The following is a 14,695-nucleotide window of genomic DNA, read 5'->3' as shown; positions in this document are numbered from 1 at the left end:
ATACCATCGACAAGACGCCACTCAAGGTTCAGCAGGAAAAGCTACCGCAAATGCTCGTCCTCAAATCGCTACGGCCAATCCTAGAAATGCCTGAATCAGGCGCAACTCACGGCGACGCTCCAGACAGCCGATCATGTGCCGGTTGAGCAGTCCCTCGCCAAGCATGGGCCGCGCCACCACCCGTGGATCGTGCGCCACTTCCACCGACGAAACGATACCGATGCCCAGTTCGGCCGCCACAGCCTCGGTCACAGCCTCTCGGCTGTCCAGCTCCAGCAGCACGCGCGGCTGCACCCCGGCCTGGGCACACGCCTGGTCGAAGGTTTGCCGCGTGATCGACGAAGGCTCACGCAGCACCATGATCTGCTTGTCCAGGGCACTCAGCGCCAGCTCCCCCGGCTCGGCGGCCCAGGGATGACCGACCGGCAGCAAGGCGCACAGACGCGACTCGCCCAGGCTCTGCAGATACAGGCCCTTGCGCGGCTCCACCTCGGTCAGCACCGCCACATCGGCATGCTCGGACAGCAACGCCGCCAGGGTTTCCTGGGCATTGCCCAGGCGCAGGTTGACGGTGATGCCAGGGTAGCGGTCGCGCAATAGCGCCAGCATCGGCATGACCCGGTGCGGCCCGTCTGCTGCGACCTCCAGACGCCCGGTCAGCAACTGACGATTCGCTTCGAGCATCGCCTGGGCCTCTTCGGCCAGGCCGAACATGGCCCGGGTAATGGCCGCCAGACGCGTACCCTCCTCGGTCAGCTCGACACGCCGTGCGGTGCGGCGCAGCAGGGTGATCTGGTAATGCTCCTCGAGCGCCTTGACGTGCCCGGTCACCGCCGGCTGGCTGATGAACAGGCGCGCCGCAGCACGGGTGAAGCTGCCCTCGCGGGCAACGGCATCGAAGGCACGGAGTTGGAACAGGTTCATTTATCGGCCTGACTTATGGCTGGCATAACAACAAACAATTTGATTGATGACTGAGCGAATTGCAACCTAGCCCCGTCGTTTCAGCCCACTGCCTGCGAGGAAGCCCCGCAATGACCAGCGCCCCGATTCTGCTGACCCCCGGCCCACTGACCACTTCGATCCGCACCCGCCAGGCCATGCTGGTGGACTGGGGCTCCTGGGACCGTGACTTCAACCAACTGACCGCCAGCGTCTGCGAGCAATTGCTGGCGATTCTGGACGCCAGCGCCAGCCACCACTGTGTGCCCCTGCAAGGCAGCGGCACCTTTGCCGTGGAAGCGGCCATCGGCACCCTCGTGCCGCGTGATGGCAAGGTCCTGGTACTGATCAACGGTGCGTATGGCCAGCGCCTGGCGAAGATCTGCAAGGTGCTGGGCCGCAACTACAGCACCTTCGAAACCGCCGAAGACCAACCGACCACCGCCGCCGACGTCGATCGCCTGCTCGCCGCCGACCCGGCCGTGACCCACGTGGCACTGATTCACTGTGAAACCAGCACCGGCATTCTCAATCCGCTCGACCAAATCGCCCAGGTCGTCAAGCACCACGGCAAACGCCTGATCATCGATGCCATGAGTTCCTTCGGCGCGCTACCCATCGATGCCCGTGAAGTGCCGTTCGAAGCACTGATCGCCGCCTCCGGCAAATGCCTGGAGGGTGTGCCCGGGATGGGCTTCGTCTTCGCCGAAAAAAATGCCCTGGCCGCTGCCGAAGGCAACGCCCACTCGCTGGCCATGGACCTTCACGACCAGCACACCTACATGGCCAAGACCGGCCAGTGGCGCTTCACCCCGCCGACCCACGTGGTCGCGGCACTGCACGAAGCATTGCAACAGTACGCTGAAGAAGGCGGCCTGCCAGCGCGCCATCAACGCTACGCCAACAACTGCCGGACCCTGCTCGACGGCATGGCCAGGATCGGCCTGCGCAGCTTCCTGCCCACCGACATCCAGGCACCGATCATCGTCACCTTCCACGCCCCCACGGACGCCCGTTACCAGTTCAAGGACTTCTACGAGCGGGTCAAGGCCAAGGGTTTCATTCTCTATCCCGGCAAGCTGACCCAGGTCGAGACCTTCCGCGTCGGCTGCATCGGTGTGGTCGGTGCGGCGGGCATGCAGGCCGCCGTCGATGCCGTGGCACAGGTGCTGCGGGAAATGGAAGTGCTGGATATCTGACCCCTTTGCCCACCTCATTGAAGGAAATCGCGCACATGAACTACAGCAACCCCACCCAGCTGCAAGCCGCCATCCTCGATTGGGCCGGCACCGTCGTCGACTTCGGCTCCTTCGCCCCGACCCAGATCTTCGTCGAAGCCTTTGCCGAATTCGATGTCGAGGTATCCATCGATGAGGCCCGCGGCCCGATGGGCATGGGCAAATGGGACCATATCCGCACCCTGTGCGATGTGCCGGAAATCGCCGAGCGTTACCGCAAGGCATTTGGCCGTACCCCGACCGATGATGACGTCACGGCCATCTACGAACGTTTCATGCCCCTGCAGATCGAGAAGATCGCCGTGCACTCGGCGCTGATTCCCGGTGCACTGGACACTCTCACCGGGCTGCGCAACGAGGGCCTGAAGATCGGCTCGTGTTCGGGCTACCCGAAAGTGGTGATGGACAAGGTGGTAGAGCTGGCAGCACGCAATGGCTATGTCGCCGATCACGTGGTGGCCACCGACGAAACGCCCAACGGTCGCCCATGGCCGGCCCAGGCCCTGGCCAACGTCATTGCCCTGGGCATCGACGATGTCGCCGCGTGCGTGAAGGTGGACGACACCGTACCGGGCATTCTGGAAGGCCGTCGTGCCGGGATGTGGACAGTGGCGCTGGTGTGCTCGGGCAATGCGCTGGGGCTGACTTGGGAGCAATACCAGGCGCTGAGTGCCGAGCAACTGGAGCAGGAGCGCAAGCGCATTCATACGCTGTTCGAGGGTTCGCGACCGCACTACCTGATCGACACCATCAACGAGCTGCCGGAGGTGGTTGCCGATATCAATCGGCGGCTGGCCAAGGGGGAAATGCCGCAAGGCGTGTGATGGATGGGCAATGACGCATTCGCGGGCACGTCGCAGCGGCTAACAGCCACTGCGACGTGCCCGCGAAAAGGATAACGAGCGCTATCAGACCGCCCGATTCAGCTTCACCCACGCGGCAAACCGGTCAATGAATGCCTGCAGGAACGGCCGAGTCTTGTCGCTGAGCTTGCCCGCCTCGTCGAACAGTGTCGCCGCGCTTCCGATGTAGGCTTCGGGCATCTGCATGCAGGGCATGTCGAGAAAGACCAGCGATTGGCGCAGCGCATGGTTGGCACCAAAGCCACCGATCGCCCCCGGCGACACACTGGCCACCGCCGTCGGCTTGCCGCCCCAGGCACTCTGCCCGTAAGGTCGCGAGCCAACATCGATGGCGTTCTTCAACGCCCCCGGCACCGAGCGGTTGTACTCCGGGGTGACGAACAGCACTGCATCGCTGCGGCGGATCTCGTCGCGAAAACGCTGCCAGGGTGCCGGCACGCCCGCGGCCTCGACATCCTCGTTGTACAACGGCAGATCACCGATCTCGATGATTTTCAACCTAAGGCTGGACGGCGCCAGCTCCGAAAGGGCGCGGGCCACCTTGCGGTTGTAGGAGTCCTTGCGCAAGCTGCCGACAACGACCGCTACCGAATAGACCTGGCTCATGGCGATTTGCATCCTCTGCTGGGAAAGGGGAACTGTGTAGTTATAGATGACCCTTCTTCACCCTCGAGGTTTTTTTCCGTAACAAGAAAACTTCCCGCCCCCTTCGCTGGTCTATGTCTGCAGATATTTCTCCATATTTCAGAGGTTTCAACCTACATGGCAGCAGTACTGGTCGGCCAATTCCACGCCCGCGACGCCGAAGGCCGCATCTACCCGGTGCATGAATTCCAGGAGTCGACCTTGCAGGCGGACGGCAGCACCCTTGGCGCGCCGATCACCACCTATCGCCTGGCCATCGGCGACCGGGTCAATTACCTGGGTGAAGACCGCTTCGAACTGGCCCAGAGCGGCGTCGAGATCATCCGCATTCCGTGAGGCAATCCACCGTGTAGGGCCCCTCGCCTTCATGCTGCAGGCCATGGACATCGGCAACGAAGCCGGGAAAGCCCCTGTCGAAGGCTCGGGCGAAGGCCAGGTAGTCGAGGATCGAACGGGTCGCCTCGGTGAAGCGTTCGCCCGGCATGATCAGCGGAATACCTGGCGGATAAGGCACCAGCATCACCGCCGAGATGCGCCCGAGCAATTGCTCGATCGGCACCGCTTCGACCTCCCCCTTGACCATCCGGTCGTACGCCTGCCCCGGGCTCATGGCCACTTCCGGCAAGCGGGTGAACAGGCGCTTGAGCTGCTTGGCCGTGGCATTGGCACGGTAGCAGTCGTGCAATTGCTCGCACAGGTCGCGCAGGCCCAGCCGCTGATATCGTAACGGTGCGACGGCCACGACGCTGGGCAGGCACAGCTGCAGGGCCGTATTGACGTCATAGTGGCGCTTGAATTCGAGCAATTCGGTCAGCAGCGTGCTCCACTTGCCCTTGGTGATCCCCATGGAGAACAGCACCAGGAAACTGTACAGCCCGGTCTTCTCTACCACCAACCCACGTTCCCAGAGGAACTTGCTCACCACCGCCGCTGGAATCCCATGCTCGCCGAGCACACCCTCGGCGGTCAGCCCTGGCATCACCAGGGTCACCTTGAGCGGATCGAGCAGCACATAGTCCTGTGCCACGTCGCCAAAGCCGTGCCACTGGGCGCCGGGCTCCAGCAACCAGTCCTGCGCGTCCAGGCGCTGGATACCTTCGGCCGCCGGCGGCTGCCAGATGCTGAACCACCAATCATCGGTCGCAATGTGCGCGCGCAGGTTGGCCAGCGCGCGACGGAAGCTCAGGGCCTCGTCGAACATCTCCTGCAACAGTGATCGCCCGGCCGGGCCTTCCATCATGGTCGAGGCAACATCCAGCGATGCCAGGATGCTGTACTGGGGCGAGGTCGATATATGCATCATGAACGCCTCGTTGAAGCGATCGCGGTCAAGCTGGCGAAGAGCGCCGTCCTGCACGTGGATCATCGACGCCTGGCTGAAGGCAGCCAGTAGCTTGTGGGTAGAGTGCGTGCTGAACAGCAGCGGGCTGTCGGCCTCGCGGGCGGTGCCCATGGCATAGCGCCCGCTGAAGAAATCGTGGAAAGCAGCGTAGGCGAACCAGGCCTCGTCGAAATGCAGTATTTCGACACTCGCACCCAGGGCCTGCTTGATCTGGCCGGCGTGGTAGCACAGACCGTCATAGGTGGAATTGGTCACCACCGCCAGGCGGATGCGCGGCGCACGACCACGGGTCAGGGGGTTGGCCTGAATCTTGGCCGCGATCGACTCGCGGCTGAACTCGCTGAGCGGGATCGGCCCGATGATGCCCAGTTCGTTGCGCTCCGGGCACAGGTACAACGGGATGGCATCGGTCATGATGATCGCATGCACCACCGATTTGTGGCAGTTGCGGTCCACCAGCACCAGGTCGTCACGCGCGACCATGGCGTGCCAGACGATCTTGTTGGCGGTCGAGGTGCCATTGATGACGAAGAACGTATGATCGGCACCAAAATTGCGCGCAGCCCTGGCCTCGGCTTCGGCCAGCGGCCCGGTGTGATCGAGCAACGACCCCAGCTCCGGCACCGAGACCGAGAGATCCGAACGCAGGGTGTTTTCGCCGAAGAACTGGTGAAAGGCCTGGCCCACCGGGCTTTTGCGATACGCCACGCCACCACCGTGGCCGGGCGTGTGCCAGGAATAGTTCGATTGCGCAGTGTGCTGCACCAGCGCCTTGAAGAAAGGGGGCAGCAGGCCGTCGAGGTAATTGTGCGCAGCCCGCGCCACCTGTCGGGCCAGGAACGGCACAGTGTCTTCGAACAGGTAGAGGATGCCACGCAACTGGTTCAGCTCGCTCATCGCCTCGGCAGGTGCATTTTCCAGGGTAACCTGCTCGCCCAGGGCAAAGATCGGCAGATCCGGTGCACGCAGCCGCGCCAGGTGGATCAGCTCGGCCATGTTCTGCAGCAGATGGATATTGTCACCGACGCCTTCGGCGGCGATCAGCATGCAGGCCAGGCCGTGGTGGGTGGCGGCGACCAGACGCGCTTCGGCATGGTCGGCGGCGGCGAGGATGGCGAAGCCATCCTGCTTGAGCTCCTCGGCGATACCCCGTATGCGCTCACCGGCGACACTGTCGGCCTTGATCGCACGGTGGACGATGAGGATGGGGAACTTGAGGTCCTTGTACATCAGGCTGCTACCTCCGAAGGACGCGTGTCCATTTCAGGGTAGTCGAGCCTCAGGGCAACTGTATGGGCAGTGTCAGCCTGCTGGCGTTTCGCTCAGTGCCTGCCACATGGCCGGCGCCCCCGCCGACTTGGCGATTGCTGCCAGACGCTCGGAATGTGCCTCGAGCTCCTCTTCGCTGGCCATGATCACCCGCCCCGGCTGACGCCCGACGATACGGCGGATCTCGCTACCATTGCCGCCCTGCCCTTCGTTGTCTTCAGCGCCCTGGCCGGCCAGCGACAGGCTGGTCTGGCCACCGGTCATCGCCAGGTAGACGTCGGCCAGCAGTTCCGAGTCGAGCAGCGCGCCGTGCAGGTCGCGGCCTGAGTTGTCGATGCCGTAGCGTTTGCACAGCGCATCGAGGCTGTTGCGCTGGCCCGGATGGCGCGAGCGCGCCATCATCAGGGTGTCGAGGATGGTGCAGTGCTGGGAGATGTCGGCGCGGTCTTGCCGGCCCATCAAGGCAAATTCGTTGTTGATGAAGCCAACGTCGAACGCCGCGTTGTGGATGACCAGTTGCGCGCCCTGGATGTACTCGAAGAATTCTTCGGCGACATCGGCGAAGCGCGGCTTGTCGAGCAGGAAGGCGTCGGTGATGCCGTGAACGCCAATGGCGCCCTCGTCGCTCTCGCGGTCCGGCTGCAGGTAGACGTGGAAGTTGCGCCCGGTCAGGCGCCGGCCGATGACCTCGACGCAACCGATCTCGATGATCCGGTGGCCTTCGCTGACCGGCATACCGGTGGTTTCGGTATCGAGGACGATCAGTCGGGTGTTCTGCTGCTCCACGCGGGGGCTCCAAGCGACTTCTGGGAAAGGGGACGAGTATACATCAAACGGGTTTCAGACTTTCCAGCGCGCGGGATGCGTTCAAGGTGAGGCTGCATCACCCCTGCGCGCGCAACTCATCGACCCCGCGGTTGGCCAGCTGATCGGCCCGCTCGTTACCCGGATGCCCGATATGCCCGCGCACCCACTTCCAGGTCACCTTGTGCCGGTTGACCTGTTCATCGAGCAACTTCCACAGGTCGGCATTCTTCACCGGTTCCTTCGCGGCGGTCTTCCAGCCACGTTTCTTCCAGTTGCCCATCCATTCGGTGATGCCTTTCATCACGTACTGCGAGTCGGTGGTCAACACCACGTCGCATTCGCGCTTGAGCGCCATCAGCGCGCAGATCGCGGCCATGAGCTCCATGCGATTGTTGGTGGTGTCGCGCTCGCCGCCCCACAGTTCCTTCTCGACGCCCTTATAGACGATCAGGGCGCCCCAGCCACCCAGGCCAGGATTGCCCTTGCAGGCACCATCGGTGTAGATCTCGACGCTATCGCTCATGTACCGCCTTCGTTCGCTTGCAGGTTATCGATCGCGGACGGCGCGGTCAGGGCTCGCTGTGACGACGATTGACCTTGGCCAGCGGCAGGGGCAACAGCTTGCCCATCGGCTCGCGACGCTCCATGGGCAGAGGTCGCAGGCCTACTACCATCTTGCGCGCCACCAGCAGGTAAACACCCCCGCCTGCGGTCTGCCATCCCCCGGCCATCCGCTCCCACCCCGCCAGGCGCTGTTGCCAGACAGGGGAGGAAAGCGGCGGACGATAGCACCCGAAGCGGCGTTTCTCCAGCGCGAACCCCAGCAGGTTGAGCCAGTCGCCAACCCGCGACGGCGAGATGCAGCGCGCCTTGCGCAGCGCTCCACGGCCGAAAAAGTGCCGCGCGCCCCAGGCGCTCCAAGGATTGATGCCAACGATCAACAGGTGCCCACCCGGGCGTACCGCGCTGGCAGCCTGGCGCAACAGACCGTGGGGCGAGAGGCTGAAATCCAGGCCATGCTGCAGCACCACCACATCGGCCGCATGCTCGGACAGCGGCCAGGCCTGTTCCTCGCAGACGATCTCCACTCCGGGCAATGGCGCGCCGAGGCGTACCGTGCGTTGCACCTGCGGGGCACTGGGCGGCGTCTCGGCGCTCGGCCCATAGTGCACGAGAAAACCACCGAAGAAGCGGCCCAGCTCCTCTTCGAGCAGTTTCTCTTCTTCCTTGAGCATCAGTTGCCCGATGGGCCCGGCGAACCAGTCGCGGGCCAGGCTGATCAGCTCCAACCACTCGGGGTCGGCCTGGGCAAAGGCTTGGTCGGTCATTGCATTCTCCCTCGAAGGTTTCTCCGGCCACGCCATCGCGGCTAAGATGCCTTCATGTCCCACGCCAGATGATTCGGATCCGCGCCATGATACAGATCGATGCCCTTCCCGCTTTCTCCGACAACTACATCTGGTTGTTACAGGATACTGCCAAACGCCAGTGCGCGGTGGTCGACCCCGGCGACGCCGGCCCGGTGCTGCAATGGCTCGAGGCCCATGCCGGCTGGACGCTCACCGATATCCTCATCACTCACCACCATAACGACCATGTCGGCGGCGTCGAGAAGCTCAAGCAGGCGACCGGCGCCAAAGTCTACGGGCCGGCCAACGAACGCATTCCGGCCCGTGACGTGGCGCTGGACGACGGCGACAGCGTGACGGCACTGGGCTTGACCTTCGAGGTGCTCGCCGTACCTGGCCACACCCTCGGCCACATCGCCTATTACAGCGCGCAGAATCCGACCCCGCTGCTGTTCAGCGGCGACACCCTGTTCGCCGCCGGCTGCGGGCGAATGTTCGAAGGCACACCCGAACAGATGCAACCTGCCCTGCAGCGCCTGGCCGAGCTGCCGGAGGCGACCGAGGTGTACTGCGCCCACGAATACACCCTGAGCAACCTGCGTTTTGCCAAGGCCGTAGAGCCGGAGAACCAGGATGTTCTCCAGCGTTTCAACGAGGTTACCCGCCTGCGTGCCGACAATCGCATCACCCTGCCCTCGACCATCGGCCTGGAGCGGCTGACCAATCCGTTTCTTCGCACAACTGAAACATCTGTTAAACAAAAAGCAGACGAATGGAAGGGACATTCAAACGAATCCCAACCCGCTGTTTTTGCTGCCTTGAGGTCTTGGAAAGACGGCTTCTGATAACCTCACGATATATCGCAGGAGGACATCCAAGGTTGACCCAACCGGATGCGGTTTCTAGAATCGCCGAAATTTTTTGCCCGGAAAACCGTGTCCGCCGATGTCTTCCCGTAGCCGCCGCACCGCTCATTCCGCCGCCCTGACGCGCCTGGCCCAGGTCAGCGCACTCGCTTTGGCTGCCACCCTCGTGGGCTGCCAGAGCACCCGTCAGGTCGACGAATCCGACAGCGTTCGCGCGCACAACTACCAGGCCCGGATCAAGCACAAACCGGCGCCGCTGATGATCAAGCCGGCCGAGCAGAAAGCCCCCGAGGATGTCTGGGAACGCATGCGCCAGGGCTTTGCCCTGCAAGATGGCATCGACGTCAATCCGCGCATCGAGCAACAGCGCCTGTGGTTCGCCAGCAACCCGAGCTTCCTCGAGAACGCCGGCGAGCGTGGCAGCCTCTACCTGCACTACATCGTCGAGCGCCTCGAAGAACGCGACATGCCGCTTGAGCTGGCCCTGCTGCCGGCCATTGAAAGCGCCTACAACCCGATGGCCTACTCCCGCGCCCACGCGGCGGGCATGTGGCAATTCATTCCGTCCACCGGGCGCCACTTCAACCTGCGCCAGACCAACTTCTACGACGGCCGTCGCGACATCACCGCCTCCACCAACGCCGCGCTGGACTATCTGACCCGCCTGCACGACATGTTCAATGGCGACTGGCTGCTTGCCCTGGCCGCCTACAACGCCGGTGAAGGGACCGTCAGCCGGGCGATCGAGCGCAACGAGCGCCTCGGCCTGCCGACCGACTACTGGAACCTGCCGCTGCCCCAGGAAACCCGCGACTATGTGCCCAAGCTGCTGGCGCTGTCGCAGGTGGTCCTGACGCCACAGGCCTATGGCGTCAACCTCAGCCCCATCGCCAACGAGCCCTACTTCGAAGCCGTCGCCATCAACGATCGCCTCGACCTGACCCGCGTCGCCGCCTTCGCCAACATCGACGAAGACGAACTCATCCAGCTCAACCCCGCGTTCAAGAAACGCATGACGGTCGATGGCCCGCAGCAACTGCTCGTCCCCACCGCCAAGGCGCAACTGCTGACCAGCAGCCTGTCCAATCTCAAGCCCGAGCAACTGGTCAGCCTGCAACCGAACAAGGCCGTGTTCCAGGCTGCCCTCGCCGAAGCCAAGGCACCGGCCGCGACCAGCAGTTACCGGGTCAAGCGCGGCGACAACCTGGGCGCCATCGCCAAGGCCAACCGTGTGTCGGTCAAAGACATCCAGCGCTGGAACCGTCTCTCGGGCAGCAGCCTGAAAGTCGGTCAGGTCCTGGCCCTGCGCGGTGGCAATGCCCCGAGCGCCGCGGCCAACCGTGTCGCGGCAGCCAAGCAGCGCTCTACCCAGTACAAGGTGCGCAAGGGCGACTCGTACTATCTGGTTGCCAAACGTTTCAACGTCGAGATGAAACACCTCAAGCGCTGGAACCCGCGCAGCGGCCAGGCACTCAAGCCCGGCCAGACCCTCACCGTCTACCTGACGCGCTGACTGTGTAGGCGCGGGCTTGGGAGGGCGGCGAACCGCCGCGAACACCGGCAGAGCAGGCGCCATGCATTGCGGTGTACTTTTCGCGGGCGAGCCCGCTCCCACAACCGCCCCCGCCGCACCCTTTTTCCATTCCAGACAAGCTGTTACTGTACGCCGGACCAAGCCCAACGCCGCCTTGACCGGATCCCAGACTTGATAAGACCCCTCCTCCTGTCACTGAGCCTGGCCTTGAGCTTCCCCGCAGCCGCCACCGTGACCGAAAGCCACGGTTATGCGCAGTTCGGCACGCTCAAGTACCCGGCCACGTTCACCCATTTCGACTGGGTCAATCCGCAGGCGCCCAAGGGCGGAACCTTGCGGGCCATGGCATTCGGCACCTTCGACACGCTCAACCCCTACACTTTCAAGGGCACCAGCCCTGTTTCGACGCCGAACTTCCAGCAGTACGGCGTCAACGAGCTGAACGAGACCCTGATGGTCGGCACCGGCCAGTACGATCCTTCAGGCGACGAACCGACCTCCAGCTACGGCCTGATCGCCCGCTCGGTGGAATACAGCGAAGACCGCAGTTGGGTGGTGTTCAACCTGCGTCCCGAGGCGCGTTTCCATGACGGACACCCCATCACCTCGGCCGACGTGGCCTTCTCCTACCGCACCCTGCTCAAGGAGGGTCACCCGCTGTACCGCACCAACCTGCAGGAAGTGCAGCGCGTCGACATTCTGGGGCCTCTGCGTATCCGCTTCGTCTTCAAGCGCGCCGGCAACCCGCTGCTGATCCTGCGCCTGGGCGAAATGCCAGTGCTGCCCAAGCACTACTGGCAAGACCGTGACTTCAAGGCCACCACCTTCGAGCCTCCGCTGGGCAGCGGCCCGTATCGCATCACCGAAGTGCAGCCCGGTCGGCGCCTGGTGTTCAGCCGGGTGAAGAACTACTGGGGCAAGGATTTGCCGGTCAACCGCGGCAAGTACAACTTCAACCGCGTGGAGTTCGAGTTCTACCGTGACGCTACCGTGGCCTTCGAGGCCTTCAAGGCTGGCGAGTTCGATATCTACATCGAACACCAGGCCAAGAACTGGGCCAATGGCTACAACTTCCCGGCAATCCGCCGTGGCGATGTGATCAAGGCGCAAATCCCGCACCGGATCCCGACACAGACCCAGGGTCTGTTCATGAACACCCGACGCGAGGCCTTCGCCGACCCGAAGGTGCGCCAGGCCCTGGGGCTGATGCTCGATTTCGAGTGGACCAACCGCGCCCTGTTCAGCAGCGCCTACCGTCGCTCGACCAGCTACTACCCCAACAGTGAATTCACCGCCAGCGGGCTGCCCACCGGCAAGGAATGGCTGCTGCTCTCACCGTTTCGCGAACAGTTGCCCGCCAAGCTCTTCACCGAGCCCTACCAGGTCAGCCAGACCGACGGGCGCGGCATCGACCGCCAGACCTTGCGCACAGCCCTGGGCCTGCTCGGCGAAGCCGGCTGGAAGCTCGACGGGCAGCGCCTGGTCGATGCAAAAGGCCGCCAGTTGCGCCTGGAGTTGCTGCTGGTAAACCCGAATCTGGAACGCATCCTGCAACCTTATGTCGAAAATCTGTCCAGCATCGGCATCGACGCGCGCTTGCGCACGGTAGACCGAGCCCAGTACAAACAACGGCTGGACCAATTCGACTTCGACATGATCCTGATGACCCTAAACCAGACCCTCAGCCCCGGACTCGAGCAGTGGCAGTACTTCCACTCAAGCCAGGCCACCGTCAAGGGCAGCAAGAACTACGCGGGCATCAAGGACCCTGTGGTCGATCACCTGCTCGACACGCTCATGGCCGCCCGCACCCGCGATGACCAGGTCGCCGCTGCGCGCGCGCTTGACCGGGTGCTGTCGTGGCACTACTACATGATTCCCAACTGGTACCTGGACAACCATCGCCTGGCCTACCGCAACCGGTTCGCCTTCGTCACCACGCCGCCCTACACCCTGGGCCTGAACAGCTGGTGGCTCAAGACTTCGGAGAAAGCCAAATGATGCCGACGCCTCGCCTGCGCCTGGCCTGCAGCCTGTTGCTCGCCTGCCTGAGCCTGCCCGCTCTGGCCGCCCCGCAACATGCCCTGACGCTCTACGACGAACCGCCCAAGTATCCCGCCGACTTCAAGCATTTCGACTACGTCAATCCAGATGCCCCCAAGGGCGGGACCTTCCGCCAGTCCAGCTTCGGCGGCTTCGACAGCCTCAACCCCTTCATCAACAAGGGTGTATCGGCCGACAACATCAGCATCATCTACGACACCCTGATGCGCCAGAGCCAGGACGAGCCCTTCACCGAGTACGGGCTGGTCGCCGGCAAGATCGAAAAGGCCCCCGACAACAGCTGGGTACGCTTCTACTTGCGACCTGAAGCACGCTTCCATGACGGCCATCCCATGCGCGCCGAAGATGTCGTGTTCAGCTTCAACGCCCTCACCCAGCAAGGTGCGCCGTTGTACCGCCAGTACTACGGTGATGTCTCGGAGGTGATCGTCGAGGACCCGCTGCGTGTCTTGTTCAAGTTCAAGCACAGCAACAACCGTGAGCTGCCGCTGATCCTGGGCCAATTGCCGGTGCTGCCCAAGCATTGGTACGAGACCCGCGACTTCACCCGCGGCAACCTCGAGATCCCCTTGGGCAGTGGCCCGTACAAGGTCGCCGAGGTCAAGGCCGGACGCTCGATCCGTTACGAGCGGGTCAAGGACTACTGGGCCAAGGACCTGCCGATCAACCGCGGCATGTTCAACTTCGACGCCATGACCTTCGACTCCTACCGCGACACCGCCGTCGCCCTCGAAGCACTCAAGGCCGGGCAGTTCGACTATGCCCTGGAAGTCAGCGCGAAGAACTGGGCCACCGCCTACAACGTCCCGGCGGTGCGCGACGGGCGCCTGATCAAGGAAGAGTTGCCCAACGGCAACCCGGTCGGCATGCAGGGCTTCATCTTCAACCTGCGCAAACCCGTGTTCCAGGACATCCGCGTGCGCCAGGCCCTGAGCCTGCTGCTCGATTACGAATGGACCAACAAGCAGCTGTTCAACGGCGCCTATACCCGCACCGGCAGCTACTTCGAAAACTCCGAGATGGCCGCTACGGGCCTGCCCTCCGCCGACGAGCTGAAGATCCTCGAACCGCTGCGCGGCAAGATTCCCGAGCAGGTCTTCACCGAGGTGTTCCACAACCCCGTCACCGACGGCAGTGGCATGATTCGCGAGCAGCAACGCAAGGCCTACCAGTTGCTGATGGACGCCGGCTGGAAGATCGAGAACGACAAGATGGTCGATGCCCAGGGCAAGCCGGTGTCGATCGAGTTTCTCCTGGCACAGACCGAGTTCGAGCGCATCCTGCTGCCGTTCAAGCGCAACCTGGCCGACCTGGGTATCGACCTGACCATCCGCCGCGTCGATGTCTCGCAATACATCACGCGCCTGCGCTCGCGCGACTTCGACATGATCGTCGGCGGCTTCCCGCAATCCAACTCGCCGGGCAACGAACAACGCGAATACTGGACCAGCGCCGCCGCCGACCGCTCGGGCAGCCGCAACACCATCGGCCTGCGTGACCCGGCCATCGACCAACTGGTCGAAGACCTGATCAACGCCGACTCGCGCCAGAGCCTGGTCGCCCACACGCGTGCGCTGGACCGTGTGCTGCTGTGGGGTTACTACGTCATCCCCAACTGGCACATCAAGACCTGGCGCGTCGCCTACTGGAACCATCTTGGCCATCCGAAGGTGTCACCCAAATACGATATCGGCATCGACACCTGGTGGATCAAGCCCGACGTGACCCCAGCCATCAGCGAAGCACGCGTGCCACTCGTGGACGAGGCAAACTGAC

At 63.4% G+C, this 14,695-nt stretch carries 13 protein-coding genes; 7 read left to right on the top strand and 6 right to left on the bottom strand.

The genetic code is table 11. The features are described 5' to 3' along the window. Window positions 1-60: 60 nt before the first annotated feature. A complete protein-coding gene (locus HU748_RS08475; protein WP_186708018.1) occupies window positions 61-924 on the bottom strand; it encodes a LysR substrate-binding domain-containing protein in 864 nt (287 codons plus the stop codon). Window positions 925-1,034: 110 nt separating this feature from the next. Here HU748_RS08475 and HU748_RS08470 point away from each other — a divergent pair, with 110 nt between their 5' ends. Both HU748_RS08470 and phnX read left to right on the top strand, forming a co-directional pair. Next, a complete protein-coding gene (locus tag HU748_RS08470) occupies window positions 1,035-2,141 on the top strand; it encodes a 2-aminoethylphosphonate--pyruvate transaminase (RefSeq protein WP_186666168.1) in 1,107 nt (368 codons plus the stop codon). Between the two features lie 35 nt (window positions 2,142-2,176). Beyond that, window positions 2,177-3,004: a phosphonoacetaldehyde hydrolase gene (gene phnX / locus HU748_RS08465; protein ID WP_186720052.1), complete on the top strand. Its 828-nt coding sequence runs from the start codon at window positions 2,177-2,179 to the stop codon at window positions 3,002-3,004. Between the two features lie 84 nt (window positions 3,005-3,088). Here phnX and HU748_RS08460 read toward each other — a convergent pair whose 3' ends face one another. Then, the gene (locus HU748_RS08460) at window positions 3,089-3,649 is read right to left on the bottom strand and encodes an NADPH-dependent FMN reductase (RefSeq protein ID WP_186720051.1); all 561 of its coding nucleotides are present in this window, start codon (window positions 3,647-3,649) and stop codon (window positions 3,089-3,091) included. A gap of 156 nt (window positions 3,650-3,805) precedes the next feature. Between HU748_RS08460 and HU748_RS08455 the strand changes: the two genes are divergently transcribed. Next, on the top strand, window positions 3,806-4,024 hold the full coding sequence (locus HU748_RS08455) for a hypothetical protein (protein ID WP_054894341.1): 219 nt from the start codon (window positions 3,806-3,808) through the stop codon (window positions 4,022-4,024). Here HU748_RS08455 and HU748_RS08450 read toward each other — a convergent pair. The 4 genes from HU748_RS08450 to HU748_RS08435 form a co-directional block, all read right to left on the bottom strand. After that, window positions 4,008-6,260 carry an Orn/Lys/Arg decarboxylase N-terminal domain-containing protein gene (locus tag HU748_RS08450; protein WP_186720050.1) on the bottom strand — a complete coding sequence of 751 codons (2,253 nt, stop codon included), beginning with the start codon at window positions 6,258-6,260 and terminating at the stop codon, window positions 4,008-4,010. The two genes, HU748_RS08455 and HU748_RS08450, sit on opposite strands and share 17 nt — an antisense overlap. Window positions 6,261-6,332: 72 nt before the next feature. Then, window positions 6,333-7,085, bottom strand: coding sequence for a DNA polymerase III subunit epsilon (dnaQ, locus tag HU748_RS08445; RefSeq protein WP_346655280.1), 753 nt, complete (start codon window positions 7,083-7,085; stop codon window positions 6,333-6,335). Window positions 7,086-7,182: 97 nt separating this feature from the next. Then, the gene (rnhA, locus tag HU748_RS08440) at window positions 7,183-7,629 is read right to left on the bottom strand and encodes a ribonuclease HI (protein ID WP_186666174.1); all 447 of its coding nucleotides are present in this window, start codon (window positions 7,627-7,629) and stop codon (window positions 7,183-7,185) included. A 46-nt stretch (window positions 7,630-7,675) separates the two neighbouring features. Next, entirely contained in the window at window positions 7,676-8,434 is a 759-nt protein-coding gene (locus HU748_RS08435) for an SAM-dependent methyltransferase (protein WP_186666175.1), read from the bottom strand. Window positions 8,435-8,520: 86 nt separating this feature from the next. Between HU748_RS08435 and gloB the strand changes: the two genes are divergently transcribed. The 4 genes from gloB (at window position 8,521) to HU748_RS08415 (ending at window position 14,694) form a co-directional block, all read left to right on the top strand. Then, window positions 8,521-9,300, top strand: a complete 780-nt coding sequence (gene gloB, locus HU748_RS08430) for a hydroxyacylglutathione hydrolase (RefSeq protein ID WP_186708010.1) — start codon at window positions 8,521-8,523, stop codon at window positions 9,298-9,300. A gap of 100 nt (window positions 9,301-9,400) precedes the next feature. Further along, on the top strand, window positions 9,401-10,834 hold the full coding sequence (locus HU748_RS08425; RefSeq protein ID WP_186708008.1) for a lytic transglycosylase domain-containing protein: 1,434 nt from the start codon (window positions 9,401-9,403) through the stop codon (window positions 10,832-10,834). Between the two features lie 192 nt (window positions 10,835-11,026). Next, entirely contained in the window at window positions 11,027-12,856 is a 1,830-nt protein-coding gene (locus HU748_RS08420) for an extracellular solute-binding protein (RefSeq protein ID WP_186708006.1), read from the top strand. Then, the gene (locus HU748_RS08415; protein WP_186708004.1) at window positions 12,853-14,694 is read left to right on the top strand and encodes an extracellular solute-binding protein; all 1,842 of its coding nucleotides are present in this window, start codon (window positions 12,853-12,855) and stop codon (window positions 14,692-14,694) included. Before HU748_RS08420 ends, HU748_RS08415 begins: the two co-directional genes overlap by 4 nt. Window position 14,695 lies beyond the last annotated feature (1 nt).

The sequence above is a fragment of the Pseudomonas sp. RW3S2 genome (assembly GCF_014268955.1).
GTDB classification, from domain to species: Bacteria; Pseudomonadota; Gammaproteobacteria; order Pseudomonadales; family Pseudomonadaceae; genus Aquipseudomonas; species Aquipseudomonas wayambapalatensis.
This window is presented reverse-complemented; position numbering and strand designations above follow the sequence as displayed.